The sequence below is a fragment of the Bacillus salacetis genome, assembly GCF_003581585.1.
GTDB classification, from domain to species: domain Bacteria; phylum Bacillota; class Bacilli; order Bacillales; family Bacillaceae_B; genus Rossellomorea; species Rossellomorea salacetis.
In genome coordinates this window covers 1-21573 of record NZ_QXIR01000003.1, presented here as the reverse complement: position 1 = coordinate 21573, position 21573 = coordinate 1, and the positions used below count along the sequence as shown (strand labels likewise).

Annotated in this window: 22 protein-coding genes; 21 read left to right on the top strand and 1 reads right to left on the bottom strand. The window is 42.8% G+C overall.

Features of this window, described 5'->3' with window-relative positions:
* Positions 1–58 precede the first annotated feature (58 nt).
* The 13 genes from D3H55_RS03175 to recO all read left to right on the top strand — a co-directional run bounded on the left by D3H55_RS03175 (position 59) and on the right by recO (position 11574).
* Complete coding sequence (locus D3H55_RS03175) at positions 59–1381, top strand: NfeD family protein (protein ID WP_119545642.1); 1323 nt, start codon at positions 59–61, stop codon at positions 1379–1381.
* A gap of 34 nt (positions 1382–1415) precedes the next feature.
* Entirely contained in the window at positions 1416–2417 is a 1002-nt protein-coding gene (gene floA, locus D3H55_RS03170) for a flotillin-like protein FloA (RefSeq protein ID WP_119545468.1), read from the top strand.
* Between the two features lie 30 nt (positions 2418–2447).
* Complete coding sequence (locus D3H55_RS03165) at positions 2448–2885, top strand: YqfB family membrane protein (protein ID WP_119545467.1); 438 nt, start codon at positions 2448–2450, stop codon at positions 2883–2885.
* A 68-nt stretch (positions 2886–2953) separates the two neighbouring features.
* Positions 2954–3238: a sporulation protein YqfC gene (gene yqfC, locus D3H55_RS03160; RefSeq protein ID WP_119545466.1), complete on the top strand. Its 285-nt coding sequence runs from the start codon at positions 2954–2956 to the stop codon at positions 3236–3238.
* Between the two features lie 19 nt (positions 3239–3257).
* On the top strand, positions 3258–4451 hold the full coding sequence (gene yqfD, locus D3H55_RS03155; RefSeq protein ID WP_119545465.1) for a sporulation protein YqfD: 1194 nt from the start codon (positions 3258–3260) through the stop codon (positions 4449–4451).
* A gap of 3 nt (positions 4452–4454) precedes the next feature.
* A complete protein-coding gene (locus tag D3H55_RS03150) occupies positions 4455–5417 on the top strand; it encodes a PhoH family protein (RefSeq protein ID WP_119545464.1) in 963 nt (320 codons plus the stop codon).
* Between the two features lie 485 nt (positions 5418–5902).
* Positions 5903–8086, top strand: a complete 2184-nt coding sequence (locus D3H55_RS03145; RefSeq protein ID WP_119545463.1) for an HD family phosphohydrolase — start codon at positions 5903–5905, stop codon at positions 8084–8086.
* Positions 8076–8546, top strand: a complete 471-nt coding sequence (gene ybeY / locus D3H55_RS03140) for an rRNA maturation RNase YbeY (RefSeq protein WP_119545462.1) — start codon at positions 8076–8078, stop codon at positions 8544–8546. The genes D3H55_RS03145 and ybeY overlap by 11 nt, the downstream gene beginning before the upstream one ends.
* Entirely contained in the window at positions 8524–8916 is a 393-nt protein-coding gene (locus D3H55_RS03135; RefSeq protein ID WP_119545461.1) for a diacylglycerol kinase family protein, read from the top strand. Before ybeY ends, D3H55_RS03135 begins: the two co-directional genes overlap by 23 nt.
* Before the next feature lie 224 nt (positions 8917–9140).
* Positions 9141–9539, top strand: coding sequence for a cytidine deaminase (locus D3H55_RS03130; RefSeq protein WP_119545460.1), 399 nt, complete (start codon positions 9141–9143; stop codon positions 9537–9539).
* A complete protein-coding gene (gene era, locus D3H55_RS03125) occupies positions 9532–10446 on the top strand; it encodes a GTPase Era (protein WP_119545459.1) in 915 nt (304 codons plus the stop codon). The genes D3H55_RS03130 and era overlap by 8 nt, the downstream gene beginning before the upstream one ends.
* Positions 10447–10555: 109 nt before the next feature.
* Positions 10556–10699 carry a YqzL family protein gene (locus D3H55_RS03120; RefSeq protein WP_119545458.1) on the top strand — a complete coding sequence of 48 codons (144 nt, stop codon included), beginning with the start codon at positions 10556–10558 and terminating at the stop codon, positions 10697–10699.
* Positions 10700–10821: 122 nt separating this feature from the next.
* Positions 10822–11574, top strand: coding sequence for a DNA repair protein RecO (recO, locus tag D3H55_RS03115; protein ID WP_119545457.1), 753 nt, complete (start codon positions 10822–10824; stop codon positions 11572–11574).
* Positions 11575–11690: 116 nt separating this feature from the next.
* Here the strand turns inward: recO and D3H55_RS03110 are convergent, their stop codons facing one another.
* Positions 11691–13067: a glycine--tRNA ligase gene (locus tag D3H55_RS03110; protein ID WP_119545641.1), complete on the bottom strand. Its 1377-nt coding sequence runs from the start codon at positions 13065–13067 to the stop codon at positions 11691–11693.
* Positions 13068–13563: 496 nt separating this feature from the next.
* On the opposite strand from D3H55_RS03110, the gene ccpN reads away from it, so the two are divergent.
* From ccpN to cccA, 8 genes are all read left to right on the top strand, one after another.
* On the top strand, positions 13564–14190 hold the full coding sequence (gene ccpN, locus D3H55_RS03105) for a transcriptional regulator CcpN (protein WP_168412942.1): 627 nt from the start codon (positions 13564–13566) through the stop codon (positions 14188–14190).
* 30 nt (positions 14191–14220) lie between these two features.
* Positions 14221–15027: a pyruvate, water dikinase regulatory protein gene (locus tag D3H55_RS03100; RefSeq protein ID WP_240628467.1), complete on the top strand. Its 807-nt coding sequence runs from the start codon at positions 14221–14223 to the stop codon at positions 15025–15027.
* A 350-nt stretch (positions 15028–15377) separates the two neighbouring features.
* The gene (locus D3H55_RS03095) at positions 15378–15815 is read left to right on the top strand and encodes a YaiI/YqxD family protein (protein WP_119545454.1); all 438 of its coding nucleotides are present in this window, start codon (positions 15378–15380) and stop codon (positions 15813–15815) included.
* A gap of 53 nt (positions 15816–15868) precedes the next feature.
* The gene (dnaG, locus tag D3H55_RS03090; RefSeq protein ID WP_119545453.1) at positions 15869–17674 is read left to right on the top strand and encodes a DNA primase; all 1806 of its coding nucleotides are present in this window, start codon (positions 15869–15871) and stop codon (positions 17672–17674) included.
* A 40-nt stretch (positions 17675–17714) separates the two neighbouring features.
* Positions 17715–18845 (top strand): RNA polymerase sigma factor RpoD, encoded by a 1131-nt coding sequence (gene rpoD, locus D3H55_RS03085; protein ID WP_119545640.1) that lies wholly within the window; start codon positions 17715–17717, stop codon positions 18843–18845.
* 131 nt (positions 18846–18976) lie between these two features.
* Entirely contained in the window at positions 18977–19516 is a 540-nt protein-coding gene (locus D3H55_RS03080; RefSeq protein ID WP_119545452.1) for a hypothetical protein, read from the top strand.
* 171 nt (positions 19517–19687) lie between these two features.
* On the top strand, positions 19688–20830 hold the full coding sequence (locus tag D3H55_RS03075; protein WP_119545451.1) for an acyl-CoA dehydrogenase family protein: 1143 nt from the start codon (positions 19688–19690) through the stop codon (positions 20828–20830).
* Between the two features lie 319 nt (positions 20831–21149).
* Positions 21150–21536: a cytochrome c550 gene (gene cccA / locus D3H55_RS03070; RefSeq protein ID WP_119545450.1), complete on the top strand. Its 387-nt coding sequence runs from the start codon at positions 21150–21152 to the stop codon at positions 21534–21536.
* Positions 21537–21573: the final 37 nt, after the last annotated feature.

Sequence of the window (21573 nt, the reverse complement as noted above, 5' to 3'; positions counted from 1 at the left end):
TACATAATATAAGTAACTTGTCATAATTTCTTGATATACCGGAAGGGGTGAGATTTTGATAGTATTAAGGAAAATCTATCTTAGTGGTTTGCTTCTTCTCCTTGCTGTTTCGCTGATTGGTTCTTTTCCTTTCAACACGGAAGCGGAAGGGGAAACGGTTTATGTCATCCCAATAGAAAAAGAAGTCGAAAAGGGCTTGTATGCTTTTTTAAGCAGGGGGATTGAAGATGCCCGCGAAGCAGGTGCCGATACGATCATTTTCCATATTGATACTCCCGGCGGATTGGTTGATGCGGCTGGGAACATAGGGAAGCTTCTGGATAATACAGAGATAAAAACAGTCGCCTTCGTTGATAATCGTGCACTCTCAGCAGGGGCGTTCATTTCACTGCATGCTGATGATATTTACATGGTTCCGAACTCAACCATGGGAGCTGCGGCAATCATTGACCAGGCTGGAAATTCCGCTGACGAAAAGGCACAAAGCTACTGGCTGTCAGCGATGAAAAGTGCAGCCGAAACCAGTGGCAGGGATCCCAAGTATGCGCTTGCAATGGCTGATAAATCAGTCGATCTGCCAGAAGTGGGGGCAGCTGAAGGCGAGCTATTGACACTGGATGCCAAAACGGCAGAATCTGTCGGTTATTCAGAAGGTACTGTTAGCAGCATGGATGAGCTGTTGGAGAAGCTTGGCATGGAAAATGCTGAAGTGGTCAATGTTGAGGAAAGTTTTGCTGAAATGCTTGCAAGATTCATTACCAACCCTGTGGTTGTACCCATTTTGCTTTCCCTGGCAAGTTTGGGGCTGGTGGTGGAACTGTATTCTCCGGGATTTGGCGTTGCCGGATCGATCGGCCTCGCTTCACTGCTGTTATTTTTCTACGGGCACTTGGTAGCCGGCCTCGCTGGTTATGAGACATTGATCTTGTTCATTATCGGAATCGGCCTGATAGTGGCTGAATTTTTCCTTCCGGGAGGCATTGCAGGGATTCTAGGGGTTGGCGCTGTCATTGGAAGCATTCTGATGGCAGGAGGAAATGTGGTGACAATGGGAATTTCATTATTGATCGCGCTGACAGTCGCAATCATTGCAATGGTGGTGTTTGTGAAAGTGTTTGGTAAAAAGATGAAGCTCTTCAATAAGATTATTCTGAAAGATTCCACGAATACTGAGAGCGGTTATGTATCAAATGTGAACCGTCTGGAATTGATCGGCGCAATTGGTGTAACAAAAACACCTCTTCGTCCATCCGGTACAATCATAATTGACGATGAAAGAATAGATGCGGTGAGCGAAGGTGGTTTCATCGGTCAAAACATGCCTGTCAAAGTCGTAAAGGTTGAAGGTTCCAGGACGGTTGTAAGGGAAATTGAAAATTGAATCAGATAAAGCTTAATTTGAAGGAGGAAATGGAATGGTTCTAGATGCAAGTACTATATTGATCTTAGTAGCAGTTGTAGCAGGACTGATTTTCCTGGGTGTACTATTTACATTTGTACCGGTAATGCTGTGGATTTCAGCGATTGCTGCAGGAGTCAGGATAAGTATATTCACATTAGTGGGGATGAGATTGAGAAGGGTTATCCCAAGCCGTATCATCAACCCGCTGATCAAGGCTCATAAAGCCGGATTGAGTGTGACTATTAATCAGCTGGAAAGCCATTACCTGGCTGGAGGGAATGTCGACCGCGTAGTTAATGCTTTGATTGCTGCACACCGTGCGAATATTGAGCTGACTTTCGAAAGGGCGGCAGCGATTGACCTGGCGGGCCGAGATGTACTTGAAGCGGTCCAGATGAGTGTAAATCCTAAAGTGATTGAGACTCCTTTCATTGCCGGTGTAGCGATGGACGGGATCGAAGTGAAAGCAAAGGCCCGTATCACGGTAAGGGCGAATATCGACCGTCTGGTCGGTGGTGCCGGGGAAGATACAATCGTTGCCCGTGTAGGGGAAGGGATTGTTTCTACAATCGGTTCTTCGGATAATCATAAAAAAGTACTTGAAAATCCGGATATGATTTCTCAAACGGTCCTTACTAAAGGGCTGGATGCAGGAACTGCTTTTGAAATCCTTTCGATTGATATTGCGGATGTTGACATCGGGAAAAACATCGGTGCCGAGCTTCAGACTGAGCAGGCGGAAGCTGATAAGAATATTGCCCAGGCCAAAGCAGAAGAACGCAGAGCCATGGCCGTAGCGAATGAACAGGAAATGCTTGCGAAAGTACAGGAAATGAGAGCGAAAGTGGTGGAAGCCGAAGCGGAAGTACCTTTAGCTATGGCGGAAGCACTTAGATCAGGAAATATCGGTGTAATGGACTATATGAATTATAAGAATATCGATGCCGATACAGAAATGAGAGGCTCTATTGGCAAACTAACTGGCGATAAGAATGATGAGGGCCAGGATGAGTAGATCTTCTCTTTTTGGAAAGGGGATCTCTTTATGGAAAATCTGATATTTCTTGTCATTGCTGGTTTGGTCAGTATGCTGTTCAATAGAATGAAGCGGGATCCTTCTGAGCAGGAGCCCCGCTCTCCGAGGCCGCAGAGCCCCGAAGCTGATATGGACTCCACCTGGGAAGAAAAGACAGATTCGGATACTATTCTTGATAAAGGTATAGAAGTAATAGAAACGCAAGGAAGAAACAAATTCCTTGAAAAACAGGAAGAAGCAAGAAAACGTATTGCTGACCTCAAAGCACAGGAGACCGTTTATAACCAACGAGCTCAACGTGTGAAAAAGAAGACTCCTGCAGCGGCGAGGGAACAGAGAGCGAAAGTCGATCTGCGGAAATTAGGCAGTGATGATATCGTTAAAGGAATAGTCTTATCAGAGATATTATGCCCTCCTAGAGCAAAGAAACGCAGCTGGCGGGGCTGAAAATAAAATAACAGTGATGAAACCCCCTTTTATTTCATAAATATGAGATGAAAGGGGGTTCTTTTTGTATGGCAAAAAAATGGGTTCAAAAAGCGCGCCAGTGGATGACCAAAACAATGGACCTTCCGGAAGATGTCATGATGGACCTTCCCCGCATCACCATGATTGGACAAATCCATATTTATATAGAGAATCACAGAGGGCTTTTGACCTTTACGGATAATGAAGTGCGTTTGATCCTGAAACAAGGGCAGCTCCTTATAAAAGGTGACTCCTTTGTTATAAAAATGATTCTCCCGGAAGAAATTCTGTTGGAGGGAAAAATCGTGGAAGTCGTTTATCTCGATCAGTAAAGAAACAGGAGGGTTAGGCTTGAAGAACCAGTGGATGACGTTTTTTACAGGAAAAGTGCTTGTCAAGGTGGAAGGAAAGGGTATTGAGAGATTCATTAATGAAATGACAAGGTCCCGGATTGCGGTCTGGCAAGTGAAAAGAGTCGGTGAACAGACCTTTACTTTTTACTTATCCCTCAATGATTTACATAACTTCAGGCGGGCAGTCAGAAGGTTTGACTGCCGTGTCACTTTTTTGAGAGGACAAGGTTCTCCTTTCCTATGGAAGAGAACATTGAAAAACAGCGGATTTCTAATTGGTGCAGTCTCCTTTCTGATACTGACTCTTCTATTATCCAACATGGTTTGGGGTGTGGATATCAAAGGGGCCAGCCCGAAAACTCAATATGAAATCGAAAAACAGCTGAAAGAAATGGGCATCAAGAAAGGGAAGTTCCAATTTTCCATCCCTGATGTAGAAAGTATCCAGCGTGAACTTAGCAACAGGATGAACAATATTACCTGGGTTGGTGTTGAGTTAAAGGGGACAACCTACCACTTTCAAGTAGTGGAGAAGAATGAGCCGGAAGCTGAGGAAGAAATCGGACCGCAAAATTTAATAGCAGCCAAGGAGGCTATCATTAAAGATGTTTTTGTAGAAGAAGGCATGCCCCAAGTGGAAGTGAATGACTACGTCAAACCAGGGCAGCTGTTAGTTTCGGGTTACATCGGCAAGGAGGATCAGGAGGCAAAGAAAGCTGTTGCGGCCAAGGGTGTGGTCCAAGGCGAGGTGTGGTATATAACCAAAGTGGAACTTCCGCTGAAAACAGACTTTGAAGTGTTCAGCGGGGAAGAAAAGGTAAAGCATTATATTTCCTTCGGTAAATTCCGGTTACCGATTTGGGGTTGGGGAAAGATAGAATACAAAAACAGTGTGGAAGAAACCAGTGAACACAAAGTGAAGTTCCTTAAATGGGAACTTCCAGTAACTTACGCAGAGAAGACGGTCAGGGAAAAGGAAGATGTAACAAGGGAATATTCCAGGAAAGAGGCAGTTGCGACAGCAAAGGAATTGGCAAGGGATAACGTGAAAGCCGGCCTTCCTGAGGATTCAAAAGTAATAGGTGAAAAGATTTTACACGAACAGATTGAAAATGGTAAAGTAAGGTTAAACGTACACTTTAAGGTAATAGAAGACATAACTGTAGGACAACCAATTATTCAAGGAGACTGAGTAATGCCAGATGAACTAAATACTACGAATATACAACTTGATAATCCAAACGAAGCCATTGCACTGCTGGGTGTTTCTGATTCGAATTTAGAGATGATGGAAAAGGAACTATCCGTTTCGATTGTCACCCGTGGAGAATCGGTCTATATTTCAGGTGCAGATCAAGATGTCACAATGGCTCAGGAAATCCTGAACAGGCTTCTGCAGGTCATCCGGAAGGGCATCAACATCAGCCAGCGCGATGTAACCTATGCCTTGCAGATGGCCAGGCAGGGGACTCTGGAATACTTTGAGGATCTTTACAATGAAGAAATAACGAAGAATGCCAAAGGCAAACCCATCCGTGTCAAGACGCTTGGACAGCGGCAGTATATCCATGCTATACGGAACAACGACCTTGTATTCGGAATTGGTCCTGCCGGTACTGGGAAGACGTACCTTGCTGTTGTAATGGCGGTCCATGCTTTGAAAAACGGAAAAGTAAAAAGGATCATCCTGACAAGGCCGGCAGTGGAAGCAGGGGAAAGCCTCGGCTTTCTTCCTGGTGACCTTAAGGAAAAGGTAGACCCCTATCTGAGACCGCTGTATGATGCCTTGAATGATGTATTGGGGGCAGAACATACCCAAAGGCTCATAGAGAGGGGAACCATCGAAATTGCGCCACTGGCGTATATGAGGGGAAGAACGCTTGATGATGCTTTTGTCATCCTGGATGAAGCCCAGAATACGACCCAGGCGCAAATGAAGATGTTCCTGACCAGGCTTGGATTTGAGTCAAAGATGATCATCAATGGGGATAGATCACAGGTTGACCTGCCTAAAGGCGCGCAGTCAGGTTTGGTGGCTGCGGAAAAGATCCTTAAGGAAATAAACGGCCTTGCCTTCGTCTATCTCGAGCAAACCGATGTGGTCCGGCACCCGCTGGTCGGAAAGATCATCAATGCTTATGAAAAGAATACAATGTAATGAACCCGCCTGCGGATATCTCCGCAGGCAGTTTTTTTGTATGCCGGCATTTTCAGGCAGAATGGCTTTCGACAGATTAGGTCTGTCCAACTTCGCGGGAGTTTAAGACATCGGCTCCTCTTTAAATATTTTGTGTCCGGATCCCGGGTTTTTTCAGGTAAAGTAACTTTAGCCCGATCAATGCCTGAATTCGCCGGATTTTTTGGACAACATGACTTAAGTTTACGCCATTTTTATGCTAGTCCAGAATTTGTCGAGAGAATGGTCCCTGATTTATCATGTTTCCGTCGGGGCGTTTTGAGGACCGGCGGGTTACTGCTGACCAGGCAAACCCTTTCCTTCAGTCTATACAGTATGCTCCCTGGAAAAAACATACAGTGTCGAAATTAGAGGGTGCATTCCCCTGCAAAAACTGTTATCATTTTACATAATTAATAGAATTTTCACCCTCTATACATATATACAAACCAGCCGGGAGGATTCTGATGAAGTTTCAACCAACTATCAATAAAATTCGTTCCATATTAAGCTATAAAGTGTTTACGCTGCTTATTTTTGTTTTATTGGGTTTATTGCTTTACGGAGTCCTTTACAGCAACGTCAAACCAGAAAAGTATGATGTTAATGTATTCGAAACATCGGATGTCACCATCAGATCTCCCAAGACGATAACAGATGGCGTTCTAACAGAGAAGAAACGGGAAGAAGCTGCTGAAGAAGTGCCGAATCAGTATACCCGTCAGCCGGACGTCGTTGAAAACCGCGTGTCTCTCATCAACTCCATTTTTGAAATCATCAAGGAAGTAAAGAAACCGGCTGCTGAAGACGGGCAGGATGGGGACTCACAGGCGGAGGGATCTGCCGAAGAACCAACCACTGAACAAAAGCTCGATACCTTGAAGGCCGAGCTTACAAAGAATGTGAACGTCAGGGACAGTATTACTCAAAGCATCCCGGATAATGTATTTAAGACCCTCCTTACCCTGACAGATGAAGAACTGAACAGGGTCAATACTGTGGTCAAGTCTCAAGTGGAAACTACAATGAGCGATAAGATATACGAAGAAGATCTCTATACCGTTTATGAAAGGCTGGATACAAGGTTGAGGGCACTCAATCTTCCATCACCAATGATTGACGCAGCAGTAGCCCTGAGCCGTCTTGCCATCACTCCGACGGAGATCTTTGATAAAGAATTAACGGATGAGAAGAAACAGGAAGCGATGGAGAAGGTAAGCGATGAACAGATTATCGAGGGAGAGGTCATTGTCCAGCAAGGGCAGATGATAACGCATGAGGATTATCGGCAGCTGGAATTATTGGGGCTGCTTTCTACCGAGACGCCAATTAAACCTTTTATCGGCTTGGGGATATTTGTAATATTGGCGATTGGGGCGATTTATTATCATTTCAATAACTGGGATCTTCCTGAGGAGAGGAAGCAGAACCGTCTAATCCTGCTCAGCCTCATTTTCGTCATCAGCCTCATCCTGATGAAAATCATAGCACTGATGAAAGAACTGGATCTAGACAGAGTGGGATTTCTATTTCCTGCTGCAATGGCAGGCATGCTTATAAGAATCATGCTTAACGAAAGAATCGCCATGCTCATGGTCATGATCCTTGCCGCATGCGGAAGCATTGTTTTTCATTATGAAATTACCGGTTCTATTGATATAGAAATGGCCATTTACATTATGTTCAGCGGCCTTGCCGGTGTCTTGTTCCTATCAAGCCGAAAGAACCGGACCAATATTTTGCAGGCAGGATTATTTGTATCACTGGTGAATGTCTTGATCATCCTGTTTCTGCTTTTCCTGCGAGGGGTAAGCTATTCTAATATGGAGTATACGTACTTTGTCGTATATGGTTTTGTATCTGGGATTGGAGCTGCGGTCCTGACCATCGGATTCCTGCCGTTTTTTGAAGCGGGGTTCGGTATTTTGACTGCAATGAAGCTTGTTGAACTTTCCAACCCGAATCACCCTCTTCTGAAAAAGCTTCTTACAGAGGCGCCGGGAACGTACCATCATAGCGTGATGGTGGCCAATTTGGCTGAGACGGCCTGTGAAGCAATCGGGGCGAATGGTTTGCTGGCAAGGGTTGGATGTTATTATCATGATGTTGGAAAGACCGTAAGGCCGCGTTACTTTATTGAAAACCAGATGAACGCCGGCAATCCGCATGATCATCTGCCGCCTGATCGAAGCCGGGATATCATCATAAGCCATGCCACGGATGGTGCCGAGATGCTGAGGAAGTATAAACTGCCGAAGGAGTTCATCGATATTGCCGAACAGCATCACGGCACCACACTTTTGAAGTACTTTTATTACAAAGCATTGAAGGAAGATGAAGATATTGACGAGGCTTCCTACCGATATCCTGGCCCCAAGCCAAGGACGAAGGAGGCAGCAGTCATCAATATAGCTGATAGTGTGGAGGCGGCTGTAAGATCCATGAAAAATCCGAACACTGATGAAATCAGGAAACTTGTAGATAATATTGTAAAAGACAGGCTGCAGGATGGCCAGTTCAATGAATGTGATATAACATTGAAGGAATTGGACACAGTAAAGAAAACATTTTGTGAAACGTTAAATGGAATATTTCATTCCCGGATTGAATATCCGGAAGCTAAGGAAAAGGAGTTAGCGCATGAATCTTGAGATTGATTTTTTGGATGAGACGAACCAGCTTTCCGAATCCGACAGGGAACTTGTCCAGGGGCTGCTGGATTATGCAGCAGGTGAGGAAAATGTGGAACCTGCCAGCGAATTGGCAGTTTCAATTGTCACCAATGACCGTATTCAAGAGATAAATAAGGAATACCGTGACAAAGACCAGCCGACAGATGTCATTTCCTTTGCATTGGAAGAGCTGGGCGAGGATGAAACGAAAATTGTCGGCGATGGTATACCTCGTATATTGGGAGATATCATCATCTCTGCAGAAAAGACGAAAGAGCAGGCGGAAGAGTACGGTCATCCCTTCTCCCGGGAACTTGGTTTTCTTGCTTTGCATGGGTTCCTGCATCTTCTCGGTTACGATCACATGAATGAAGAAGATGAAAAACGGATGTTTGGCAGACAAAAGGAAATCCTTGATGGTTATGGATTACAAAGATAATCTCCCAAGAGGGAAGAAAATTATTCGTTCCTTTCAATACGCCATGAATGGAATCAAGCTTGTACTTTCAAACGAATTGAATTTTAAGGTTCACCTTGCTGCTTCCATAGCTGTGGTGGCAGCGGGCTTCATTTTTTCGATTTCGAAAGCGGAATGGCTTATTATCATTCTGCTCATAGCGGGTATGTTCGCATTGGAGATGGTAAATACGGCAATTGAGAGGACGGTGGACCTGGTTACGGAAGAATATCATCCATTGGCAGGGCAGGCAAAGGATATGGCTGCCGGGGCTGTTTTATGCTTTGCGGCAGGAGCCGTTATCATTGGCTTGATAATGTTCCTGCCGAAAATCTGGGCAGCCTTTATGTGAGAATATAATCAAAGCCAAAGATTGCAGGGGAGCATGTCACTGCAATCTTTTTTTATAGGGATTTGAATTCTAAGAAATTATTGGATAAAATGGTTTCACACACATGGAACCGGTTGTCCATTTGTGGGAATTATCTAACTATTTCATAACAAAATGGTAACAGCCCATTTTATTTTACGTAAGATGTAGTAAAATAGAAAGTGGGTACTAAAAGGAGATTTTATATGAACAATGAACAGTTGATTGCAGAAGCTAAAATAGCAAGAGATAGAGCGTATGTACCTTACTCCAGATTTGGTGTAGGAGCGGCACTTCTTACAGAAGAAGGAAAAGTTTATCATGGATGCAATATTGAGAACGCCGCCTACAGTATGTGTAACTGTGCGGAGAGGACCGCATTGTTCAAGGCCTACTCTGAAGGTGACAAGAAGTATAAGAAGCTGGCGGTGGTTGCGGATACTGAACGTCCTGTTCCTCCCTGCGGAGCATGCAGACAAGTGATTTCGGAACTGTGTCCCCCTGATATGAAAGTGGTTTTAAGCAATCTGAAAGGGGATATACAAGAGTTAACAGTATCAGAAATTTTGCCAGGAGCATTTTCACCGGAGGATTTAAATGAGTAATAACGATCAACAAGTATACAAATCAGGATTCATATCCATCATCGGAAGACCCAACGTAGGAAAGTCTACATTCCTTAACCGTGTAATCGGGCAGAAGATCGCAATCATGAGTGATAAACCCCAGACGACACGTAATAAGGTACAAGGGGTTTATACAACGAATGATTCCCAGATGATTTTCATCGATACACCTGGAATTCACAAGCCAAAGCATAAGCTCGGGGATTTCATGATGAAAATAGCCCAAAATACACTTCGGGAAGTAGACATCATATTGTTTATGATCAATGCCGAAGAAGGGTATGGACGAGGGGACGAATTCATCATCGAAAAGCTTAAGGGTGTCAAAACACCTGTTTTCCTGGTTCTTAACAAAATCGACCAGCTGCACCCTGATGATGTATTGCCGCTGATAGAACAATATAACGCTTTATACGATTTTGCGGCGGTTGTCCCGATTTCTGCGCTTGAAGGAAATAATGTTGAAAATCTAATCTCGGAAATACGGAAAGAGCTGCCGGAAGGCCCTCAATATTATCCGGCTGATCAAATCACGGACCATCCTGAACGATTTATCGTTTCAGAGCTGATTCGTGAGAAAGCACTGCATCTGACCAGGGAGGAAATTCCTCATTCGCTTGCAGTGGTAATTGAAAAAATCTCGACCAGGGGCAGCAATAATGTCATTGATGTTATGGCGACCATCGTAGTCGAAAGGGACTCCCAAAAAGGAATCATCATCGGCAAACAGGGCGGTATGCTCAAGGAAATTGGAAAACGGGCAAGAGTGGACATAGAAAATCTTCTTGGTTCCAAAGTTTATCTGGAATTGTGGGTAAAGGTCCAAAAGGATTGGCGTAATAAGCTGTCCAACCTTCGCGATTTTGGTTTCAATGATGATTATTGATTGTTAATTTCTGTTCATTTTACAATATTTACGTCTCATGTTTTTGGTTTAACAGGTCACTCTAATAACAAAGGAAAGAGCTAGTTAAAACATGAAAGGCGGGGTTTTTATGTTGGACTTTACTTGGAAGGTATTTTCGCAAACCGGAAGTATAGACACATATTTACTTTTCAAAGAACTCGAGTCATCTGATGACGATGGAATCCTGGATTATAATGAAGAACTAGCAGAGTTGGACCATCCTATCTCTTAAGTCTAATAGCGCAGGCAGAATTATAAGCGCATAGACAAAATGGACGTTTTATATTTGGAAAAAATATGATCGATCACCTGGGCTGTCACCCGATTTAACCTAATCCCTCGGGAGGTGGCTTGATGCTGCAAAAATGTGAAGGAATTGTTATCAGAACAAACAATTATGGTGAATCGAATAAAATTGTTACCATCTTTTCAAGGGAAAATGGGAAACTGGGGGTAATGGCGAGAGGGGCCAAAAAACCAAACAGCCGATTGTCTTCGGTTTCTCAGCTTTTTACATATGGATATTTCTTGTTTCATAAAAGCAGCGGGCTGGGGTCCTTACAGCAGGCTGAAACGATTGAATCCATGAGAAACATCAGGGAGGATCTTTTTAAAACTGCTTATGCCACATATGTAGTTGAACTGATTGATAAAGGAACGGATGAAAAAAAGCCGAATCCCTATCTTTTTGAAATGTTATTCCAAACCCTGTCATACATTAATGAAGAGTATGACCCCGATATTGTCACTAATATTTTTGAAATGAAGATGCTCCCTGTCCTGGGACTGCATCCATCATTGGATAAGTGTGCGGTGTGCGGGGAAACAGAAGGGGAATTTTCCTTCTCCTTTAAGGAGAATGGGATCCTCTGCCATCGCTGCTTGGAAAATGATCCTTATCATTTTAAAGTATCATCCCAAACAATCAGGCTCTTAAAGCTTTTTTATCATTTTGATATGAACCGGTTAGGAAAAATTTCTGTGAAAGAGTCTACAAAGGAGGAACTTAAAAAGATCATCAGGACTTATTATGATGAAAATTCCGGCCTTTATCTAAAATCAAGAAAGTTCCTGGATCAAATCGACAGAATGAAAGATATGATGTAAAGGAAAACTGACGCCATGAGCGTCAGTTTTTTTGTAGGGAAATTCACATGATGCACCTCTAAAACCAAAGAGGCAAAGCCGGGTGGGCTATGCCTCTTTTGTATTCAGCAGCAATATCAGAAATTGATCTTTTCTTGCAGGAATCCTTTTACTTCGCTGATCGGCATGCGGACCTGATCCATTGTGTCGCGGTCGCGGACCGTTACCTGTCCATCTTCAACAGAGTCAAAGTCGAAAGTGATACAGAAAGGTGTACCAATTTCATCTTGTCGTCTGTATCTTTTACCTATAGATGCTGTTTCATCAAAATCAATCATAAGATCTTTTGACAATTCTTCATATACCTTAAATGCATCATCCGAAAGCTTCTTGGAAAGAGGCAGGACTGCAGCCTTGAACGGAGCAAGTGCTGGATGGAAACGAAGAACTGTTCTCGTTTCTTTTTCAAGTTCCTCTTCCTCATATGCATCGCAAAGATATGCCAGAGTCACCCGGTCAGCACCAAGTGACGGCTCGATGCAGTAAGGAACATACTTTTCATTTGTCTGTGGATCCATGTAATGGAAATCTTCATTGGAATGTTCCATATGGCGTTTCAAATCAAAATCGGTACGGTCAGAGATGCCCCATAATTCGCCCCAGCCGAATGGGAATTTATATTCAATATCAGTCGTAGCGTTACTATAATGGGATAACTCGTCATCATCATGGTCACGCAATCTCATGTTATCTTCCTTCATGCCCAACGCTAAGAGCCAGTTCTTACAGAATTCCCTCCAATAGGAATGCCACTCAAGGTCTTCCCCGGGCTTGCAGAAGAATTCAAGCTCCATTTGTTCAAATTCACGGGTGCGGAATGTGAAGTTACCAGGAGTGATTTCATTACGGAAGCTCTTTCCGATCTGTCCAATACCAAAAGGGACTTTTTTACGCATGGAGCGCTGAACATTTTTAAAGTTAACGAAGATTCCCTGTGCAGTTTCAGGACGCAGGAAAATTTCGTTTGTTGATGACTCTGTTACACCCTGGTGAGTCTTGAACATAAGGTTGAATTGGCGGATATCTGTAAAATCCCGGCTGCCGCACTCGGGGCAGGCGATTTCATACTCATCGATGATTTCAGCCATCCTCTCAAAAGGAAGTCCGTCTACCACCATTTCTATCCCTTTTGCTTCCAGGGCGTTCTCAATGATTTTATCGGCACGGTGACGTGTTTTACAGCTTTTGCAGTCAATCATGGGATCGTTGAAATTTCCGACATGGCCTGAAGCGACCCAGGTTTGCGGGTTCATAAGGATGGAAGCATCCAGCCCAACGTTATAAGGAGATTCCTGGATGAACTTTTTCCACCATGCCTTTTTGATGTTATTCTTTAATTCTACACCCAGTGGCCCGTAATCCCATGTGTTTGCAAGACCTCCGTATATTTCTGAACCAGGAAACACAAACCCTCTGTGCTTTGCTAAATTCACGATTTCTTCCATTGACATAATATACAACTCCTTTGGATTATTAAAAAATGAATTAAAAAAAGCTCGTCTCCAGGCTCAAGGCCTAGGGACGAGCTTTTGCCCGCGGTTCCACCCTAGTTGATATACGCAGAGTATACCCACTTTCGTAAAAGATGCTCAGGATTGCCTTTTCCTTGTATTCCGGGCTTTCACCTTTCCCGGATCGCTTTTTGTACAAGTACTTATATTTCCGTCAGCGCATATGTCCTATAGATTTGATTTCCTCAGATAAGACTCGATTCGAGGAAAGATGGAATAATTTTATCACTTTCTTTTAAAATATACAACAATTGATGAAAGATGCAAATTAATTGCAGTCACCTGATTAAAAAGCTAACCTTATGAAAGAAGATGACTGAATAGGATTAAATCGTGATTCGTGAAAAGTCTTTCTTTTCTTTTCGTCTTAATAGTATATAATATTTAGTATAAAGTATAACACTTATTTTTATACATTGTCCGTTAGGTGGTGAGCAAGATGGAACTAAATAATCGGCAGGAACATATTCTGCAAATTGTAAAGGATAACGGCCCGATAACCGGCGAGCAGATTGCTGAGAGGCTGAACCTGACCCGTGCCACACTGCGTCCGGATTTGGCAATATTGACAATGGCTGGATATTTGGATGCCCGTCCGCGCGTGGGGTATTTTTACTCAGGAAAAACCGGAACTCAGCTTTTGACAGAAAATCTAAAAAAAATATTGGTTCGGAATTATCAATCCATTCCAGTAGTTGTGAATGAGAATGTTTCAGTATATGATGCAATAGTGACAATGTTTCTTGAAGATGTAGGAACTTTGTTCGTAATAGATGAGCACACTCATTTGGTAGGTGTTCTCTCCAGGAAGGACCTGCTCCGGGCGAGCATTGGCAAACAGGAGCTGAATTCCATACCGGTGAATATCATTATGACGAGGATGCCTAACATTACGACCTGCGAAAAAGACGACTTACTGATCGATGTAGCAAAAAGTTTGATTGAAAAACAGATTGATGCTGTTCCGGTAGTGAATATGACGGAAAATGGTGATCTGGAAGTAACAGGCAGGATTACAAAGACCAATGTTACAAAAGCATTCGTCGCATTAGCGGAAGACCTGTAGGCAGAAATTTGATTTTAGGTGGTGAAGGTTTTGAAAGAACCATACATTTATGTAGTTTCCGATTCAGTTGGAGAAACGGCTGAACTTGTTACGAAAGCGGCGATCAGTCAATTTGACGGATCAAATACCGTGATCAAGCGTTTTCCCTATGTAGAAGAATTTTCTCATCTAGATGAAGTTCTTTCATTGGCAAAGTTGAATAATGGTTTAATCGTGTATACACTTGTTAAGCCGGATATGAGAAAATACCTTAAAGAGCAGGCTGAGAAAGATCAGCTGTATGCGTTTGATATTATGGGACCTATCATGGATACTTATCAGGAAAAATACGATAAGGCACCTTTGAATGAACCCGGGGTAGTCCATAAGCTGGATGCTGATTACTTCAAAAAGGTGGAAGCCATTGAGTTTGCTGTGAAGTATGACGACGGCAGAGATCCACGCGGGCTGTTAAGGGCTGACATCGTTTTGATAGGGGTATCGAGGACATCGAAAACCCCGTTATCTCAATATCTGGCCCTGAAAAGGCTGAAGGTGGCGAATGTTCCTCTGGTACCGGAAGTCGATCCGCCTGAAGAACTATTCAAAGTCTCACCCTCTAAATGTTTCGGACTCAAAGCTGCTCCCGAAAAGCTGAACAGCATCAGGAGAGAGCGTTTGAAGTCGCTTGGGCTGAACGACCAGGCAAGCTATGCTAACCTGGACAGGATCCAGCATGAAATTGATTATTTTGAGAAGATTGTGGAAAAGATTGGCTGCCATGTAGTCGATGTTTCCAATAAAGCTGTTGAAGAGACAGCCAATATCATTATGAATAAGATCCAAAAATCCAACTAAGATGACATGTTTGCGTGTCATCTTTTTTATTTGAATTTCCGTGACAATTATTGGATTAAATCAGGAATATGTAAGATGAAGAAAAAATATATTGTATACGGGGTTTTTAGTGGTCAAACAGAAGAAGATATACTATAATAAAAAATTGTGATAAAAATATATTCAAAATAGGTTTAGACTTAAGTATAAACGAATAAACTAATTATTGGGATATGTCAAGTCGCTTGTTAAGAAAAAATTCGACAAAATGTTGCCTTTATCTTGATCAATGTGAAAGTTGTCATATGAAGAAGGATATTTTGAGGTGATGTAGAATAGGTAATAGGAGAAATGGTGAAGCTGTAATCTTTGTGGATGCTGATGCATGTCCTGTGAAGGAAGAAATCACGGGGATTTCTAATGTGTACGGGGTGAAAGTCGTTTTCATAGCATCCAACGCCCACAGAAAGAACAATCCTGATGCAGGGGAATGGGTCTACGTGGATTCATCCAAAGAGGCAGCGGACCTTTATATCATGAATCATACCAAAAAAGGGGATGTCATCGTCACCCAGGATATTGGGCTGGCGAGTGTTGTATTGCCGAAAGGCGTTTATGCAATTTCTCCTAGGGGAAAAGAGTTTAGAGAAGAAACCATCTCTACGGCTTTGGATTTCCGGTACCTGTCCGCTAAAGAAAGACGGAATGGAAAATATGGAAAGGGACCAAAGCCATTTACTTCAGAGGATAGGGATCGGTTCGTCTCTGTATTTAATAAAATATTGTCGAATTTTGCAGGAAATCAATAGGATTTATCGAATGCATAATTTAAAGGAATAAATAATGATCAGGTGATGTGTTTGTGACAGGGAGAATTCCTGAAGAAAAAGTCAACGAAATTCGTCAGTCAATTGATATTGTGGATGTCATAGGTGATTATGTACAGCTTAAGAAACAGGGGAGAAACTATTTTGGCCTGTGCCCATTCCATGGGGAAAGCACCCCGTCTTTTTCTGTTTCACCTGATAAACAAATTTTTCACTGCTTTGGCTGTGGGGCTGGCGGAAATGCGTATACTTTCCTAATGGATATAGACGGCATTTCATTTCAGGAAGCTGTCGTAAAGCTAGCCGGGAAAGCCGGTCAGGAACTTTCAGTTGATGTAAATCAAGTGGAGACGACAGCCAGCAGAGACGAAGAAAAAATGATAGAGGCTCACGAGCTTTTAAGTAAATTCTATCATCATTTGCTTGTAAATACAAAAGAGGGTCAGGACGCGTTGGAGTACCTGCTTGAAAGAGGGTTCACCCGGGAAAGCATTGATAAATTTCAAATTGGATGGAGCCTTCCGAGCTGGGAGTTCACTGTGAATTTCTTAACGAAACGCGGATTCCCCCCCGATTTGATGGAACAAGCGGGACTCCTGGTAAAAAGAGAAAACGAAGACCATTACTTTGATCGATTCAGAGGAAGGGTCATGTTTCCTATCAGGGACCATCGCGGGAAAACGATTGCTTTTTCCGGCAGGGCAATGGGCGGTGAGGAACCCAAGTATCTGAACAGTCCGGAAACGAAGATTTTTAATAAAAGCTCTGTCCTGTATAATTTTAACAATGCCAGGCCGGTTATCAGAAGAAAAAGCCAGGCAATCTTGTTCGAAGGCTTTGCAGATGTCATCTCCGCAGACAGTGCAGGCGTTGAAAACGGCATTGCCTCAATGGGTACATCTTTGACCCCTAAGCATATGCAGATGCTAAAAAGGATGACAGACTCGGTGGTTATTTGCTATGACGGAGATAAAGCCGGGATCGAGGCTGCCTTCCGGGCTGCCAAAATGCTCAATGAAGAACAATTTAACATACGGATTTCAATGATCCCTGAGAAACTGGATCCTGATGACTACATCAAAAAGTACAGCGCTGAAAAATTCCAAAATGATGTAATAGGGGCCAGCTTGACCTTCATGGCATTCAAACTTATTTACTTCCGTCAAGGAAAAAATTTGAATGATGAAGGAGATAGGCTTCAGTATATAGAAGAAGTATTAAAGGAAGTCAGTGCGCTGCAGAATCATATCGAACGCGATTATTATTTGCGGCAGCTTGCGGATGAATTTTCATTATCACTGCAGGCCCTCGAACAGCAGCAGAAACAAATTTACTTCTCTAGTAAGAAATCGGATAGAAGGGAGCAAAGAAATCAGGATTTTGCTCCACGGGTTCAGCCCAAAGCTGAAAATAAACTGTTTCCTGCTTATCATACAGCTGAAAGAAGACTCATTGCCCATATGATGAAAGATCCAGATATCGCCTTCAAGGTGCAGAATCTGCTGAATGGAAGCTCTTTTAATCTTGATGAGCATCAAGCAATCATTACCTATTTATTCGGTTATTATGAAGAGGGAAATGAGGCTGATTCCAGTGGTTTCATCCAATTTCTCCCAGACAGCAGGCTCAGGAGGGTCGTATCGGAAATCGGAATGATGTCTATATCAGATGAGTGCAGTGAGCAGGAATTAATTGATTATGTAAATCAGGTGTTAAAACATCAAAAGATGTTGACAATAAAAGAAAAACAACTTGCCCAAAAAGAAGCGGAAAGACAAAATGATTATAAAAAAGCTGCCTTGATTGCTATGGAAATCCTGCAGCTGAGGAAGTCGCTATAAAGTGGAATCAATTGCAAGGAAGTTGGAAGGAGGGGAACAAATGGCTGAAAAGTCAGCACGTTCCAAAGAGGTAGAATCAGAAGTTACAGTTGACCAGGTGAAAGAACAGTTAATGGAACTCGGGAAAAAACGAGGGGTATTGACGTATGAAGATATCGCTGAAAAATTAGCGAATTTTGAATTAGAATCAGACACGATGGATGAGTTTTATGAACAGCTTGGTGAGCAAGGTGTTGAAATCATCAATGAAAATGAAGAAGATGATGATCCAAACGTACAGCAGCTGAATAAAGCTGAGGGAGAAGAGTTTGATCTAAATGATCTAAGTGTTCCTCCAGGAGTTAAAATCAATGATCCAGTTCGCATGTACTTAAAGGAAATCGGAAGAGTTGACCTTTTATCCGCGCAAGAGGAGATTTCCCTGGCTAACCGCATTGAAGAAGGCGACGAAGAAGCAAAGCGCCGACTTGCCGAAGCCAACCTACGACTGGTTGTAAGTATTGCCAAAAGATACGTCGGGCGTGGAATGCTGTTCCTTGATTTAATCCAGGAAGGTAATATGGGACTTATAAAGGCAGTCGAAAAGTTCGACTACCGTAAAGGATTCAAATTCAGTACGTATGCAACCTGGTGGATCCGCCAAGCCATTACACGTGCTATCGCAGACCAGGCAAGAACTATTCGTATCCCTGTACACATGGTCGAGACCATCAATAAATTGATCAGAGTACAGCGTCAGCTTCTGCAGGACCTTGGCCGTGAGCCTTCGCCTGAGGAAATAGCTGAAGAGATGGATCTCACACCAGAGAAAGTAAGGGAGATCCTGAAGATTGCCCAGGAACCTGTGTCACTTGAAACACCAATCGGTGAAGAAGATGACTCGCATCTAGGCGATTTTATCGAAGATGCTGAAGCTCAGTCTCCTTCTGAACATGCTGCTTACGAGTTGCTTAAAGAACAGCTGGAAGACGTGCTGGATACATTAACAGACAGAGAAGAAAATGTCCTGAGACTTCGTTTCGGCCTTGACGATGGACGTACGAGAACCCTTGAAGAAGTCGGCAAAGTCTTCGGTGTCACCAGGGAACGCATTCGCCAGATCGAAGCGAAAGCCCTTAGGAAGCTGCGCCATCCAAGCCGGAGCAAGCGCTTGAAAGACTTCTTGGAATAGAATGTTTTTACAGATAGTTTACTTTCCTTCAACGGGAGGTAGACTATTTTTTTGTTCACATAACTATTTCTCGAATAAAAAAGGGATATAAAGCCTGTACGGCGAAATTTTAGAATACAGGATGTGGAAATATGGATACTAAAACTCAAAAAAGAAACATAATCATTAAAGAAATTCTATTCTGGAAACAAAACAAAATGCTTCCCGAACAGTACTGTGACTACCTCCTTGCGCTTTATAATCAAGGGGAGAATCCCGATATTTCAGATAGGGAAAGGTCGAAGTTCCCGTTCATGGGATTTTTGACAGCAAGCCTTATATTTGCTTTGATTCCGTTTTCATTATTTGTCATTTATTTTACTGAATTGTCATTCGTTTTGCAAACAGCGATTTTGGCAGGTTTTGTCGTCTTGTTAATTTTTGCAGGAATTTATTATTCTAATAAAGAGATGCTTTTGCCTTTGATTTATATTACCGCTGCTCTGGTCACATTGATTTACTCTGTTCATATCACCGGTGTATTTTTTAATGGCAGCACAAATATTACATATGCAGTACTGTTCATGAATTGTTTTGCATGGCTGGTGTCAGGGGTTTATTTGAAATATTGGTATTTTACCGCAGCTGCCATTCTGGGCGGCTTCATTTTGATGGTTTCTATTGTAATATAATTTCTTAATTTTAGAAAGTTTTTAAAAGTTGAGAAAATTATATCAATCCTTTTATAATGTAAGTGTAAGCGCGTACAAAATATATTTATCCAGGTGTCATTTTAAATTTGTATAGTACGCAGAGCATATTCTGTGATTTTTTCAGGTGTTTACATATTAAGGGGGATGGACATGAATTTTGATTTGACTTCAGAACAAAAGATGATCCAAAAAACAATCAGGGATTTTGCCAGGGAGGAAGTTGCTCCCGGCGCGATAGACAGGGACCGCACGAAGGAATTCCCGAAAGAGGCATTCAAAAAGCTGGCTGACCTGGGAATGATGGGACTTCCTTTTCCCGAGGAGTACGGCGGCGCCGGCGGCGATACAGTAAGTTTTGCCATTGTAACAGAAGAATTGAGCAAAGCATGCGCATCAACGGGGATAACTTATTCTGCCCATATTTCATTGGGTGGTGCCCCGATCAATATGTTTGGTACGGATGAACAGAAACGGAAGTATCTTACACCCATTTGTACAGGAGAATCGTTCGGTGCTTTTGGCCTTACTGAACCTAATGCCGGATCTGATGCAGGGGGGACTCAGACATCGGCAGTTAAAGAAGGAAATGAGTATGTAATCAATGGTAATAAGAGTTTCATTACGAACGCCAGTTATGCTAAACACCTTGCCTTGACAGCCATTACGGGTAAAACCGAGAGCGGAAGTAAAGAAATCAGTGCCATTATCGTACCTACTGATGCAGAAGGATTCAGGGTAGTCGATAACTATGAAAAAATGGGATTGAATGCTTCAAACACAACTGAACTTGTTCTTGAAAATGTAAGGGTGCCGGAAGAAAATCTCCTGGGTAAAAAGGGAGAAGGCTTTAAACAGTTCCTTGCCACACTCGATGGAGGAAGGATCGGCATAGGGGCAATGGCTCTGGGAATTGCCGAGGCAGCCTTCGAAAAAGCTCTGCAGTACTCAAAAGAAAGAAAACAATTTGGTAAAACGCTTTCTCAATTTCAGGTGACCCAGTTCAAACTGGCAGATATGGCAATGAAAATAGAGTTAGCCAAAAACATGATTTATAAAGCTGCATGGCTGAAGGATCAGGGCAGGCCATTCGCAAAGGAAGCTTCCATGTGTAAATTGTATGCTTCCGAAGCAGCGATGGAAATTGCAGATGAAGCCATCCAGATTCATGGGGGATATGGTTACATGAAAGAGTATGAAGTGGAGCGTTATATGCGTGATGCAAAACTACTTGAAATTGGGGAAGGGACCTCTGAGGTGCAAAGGATGGTTATATCCCGCTTGATTGGCTGTTAATATTACAATTGCCGAGCCCGGGCTTCCCCGGGCTTTTTCATTTGGGGATGGAGTGCAGGAGTGTTGCTTAAACTCGTTGTAACTAGAGTTATCATAGAGCCGGTATCACTCTTTATGATTTTTTATCTCATGATGAGTCAGGCCAGTCCTGCGCAGCTGAACGGTACATTCTGCTTTTGTTTATGTCCATTTTGCGACAAAGGTCGAAAAAGTGTGGGTTAGGACTTTTACTTTCTACCTTTTTACAGTAAAATAAATATTGTTTATAATAAACAACACAACCTATAACTAACAATTGTTACATAAGGGAGGTTAAATTATGAATCGCAATCCGATCATTCCATTCATTTTGATCATGGTATTTGGAATCGGCCTTGTTTTCTTTATGTCTTTGGAAGGAATGAACAATTCCAAGGAAATGGCAGAAGAACATGGTGAGCAGGGTGCTGAAGGTGAAGCTGAAGGCGGCGGTACTGCTGAAGGCGGAGAATTCGATCCTGAAGGACATTACCAGCAGGCATGTATCTCTTGTCATGGAGAGAATTATGAAGGCGGTGTTGGTCCTGCGCTTACAGGTGTAGGTGACCGCTACTCTAAAGAGGAAATCGTGGAGATTCTTCAAAACGGTAAAGGCGGCGGCATGCCCGCAGGTCTGGTACCACCTGAAAACCAAGATGCTATGGCTGAATGGTTAATGTCATTATAATTTCTTGAAAAAGTCCTTTGCCTGTGCAAAGGACTTT

Bases quoted from the DNA above. Each gene is read 5' to 3' on its own strand.
- ybeY (WP_119545462.1), top strand. From the start codon at position 8,076: ATGAATCTTGAGATTGATTTTTTGGATGAGACGAACCAGCTTTCCGAA.
- recO (WP_119545457.1), top strand. From the start codon at position 10,822: ATGCTGCAAAAATGTGAAGGAATTGTTATCAGAACAAACAATTATGGT.
- D3H55_RS03145 (WP_119545463.1), top strand. From the start codon at position 5,903: ATGAAGTTTCAACCAACTATCAATAAAATTCGTTCCATATTAAGCTAT.
- ccpN (WP_168412942.1), top strand. From the start codon at position 13,564: ATGGAACTAAATAATCGGCAGGAACATATTCTGCAAATTGTAAAGGAT.
- rpoD (WP_119545640.1), top strand. From the start codon at position 17,715: ATGGCTGAAAAGTCAGCACGTTCCAAAGAGGTAGAATCAGAAGTTACA.
- yqfC (WP_119545466.1), top strand. From the start codon at position 2,954: ATGGCAAAAAAATGGGTTCAAAAAGCGCGCCAGTGGATGACCAAAACA.
- D3H55_RS03120 (WP_119545458.1), top strand. From the start codon at position 10,556: ATGTTGGACTTTACTTGGAAGGTATTTTCGCAAACCGGAAGTATAGAC.
- D3H55_RS03130 (WP_119545460.1), top strand. From the start codon at position 9,141: ATGAACAATGAACAGTTGATTGCAGAAGCTAAAATAGCAAGAGATAGA.
- floA (WP_119545468.1), top strand. From the start codon at position 1,416: ATGGTTCTAGATGCAAGTACTATATTGATCTTAGTAGCAGTTGTAGCA.
- cccA (WP_119545450.1), top strand. From the start codon at position 21,150: ATGAATCGCAATCCGATCATTCCATTCATTTTGATCATGGTATTTGGA.
- D3H55_RS03165 (WP_119545467.1), top strand. From the start codon at position 2,448: ATGGAAAATCTGATATTTCTTGTCATTGCTGGTTTGGTCAGTATGCTG.
- D3H55_RS03135 (WP_119545461.1), top strand. From the start codon at position 8,524: ATGGTTATGGATTACAAAGATAATCTCCCAAGAGGGAAGAAAATTATT.
- D3H55_RS03150 (WP_119545464.1), top strand. From the start codon at position 4,455: ATGCCAGATGAACTAAATACTACGAATATACAACTTGATAATCCAAAC.
- era (WP_119545459.1), top strand. From the start codon at position 9,532: ATGAGTAATAACGATCAACAAGTATACAAATCAGGATTCATATCCATC.
- D3H55_RS03075 (WP_119545451.1), top strand. From the start codon at position 19,688: ATGAATTTTGATTTGACTTCAGAACAAAAGATGATCCAAAAAACAATC.
- D3H55_RS03080 (WP_119545452.1), top strand. From the start codon at position 18,977: ATGGATACTAAAACTCAAAAAAGAAACATAATCATTAAAGAAATTCTA.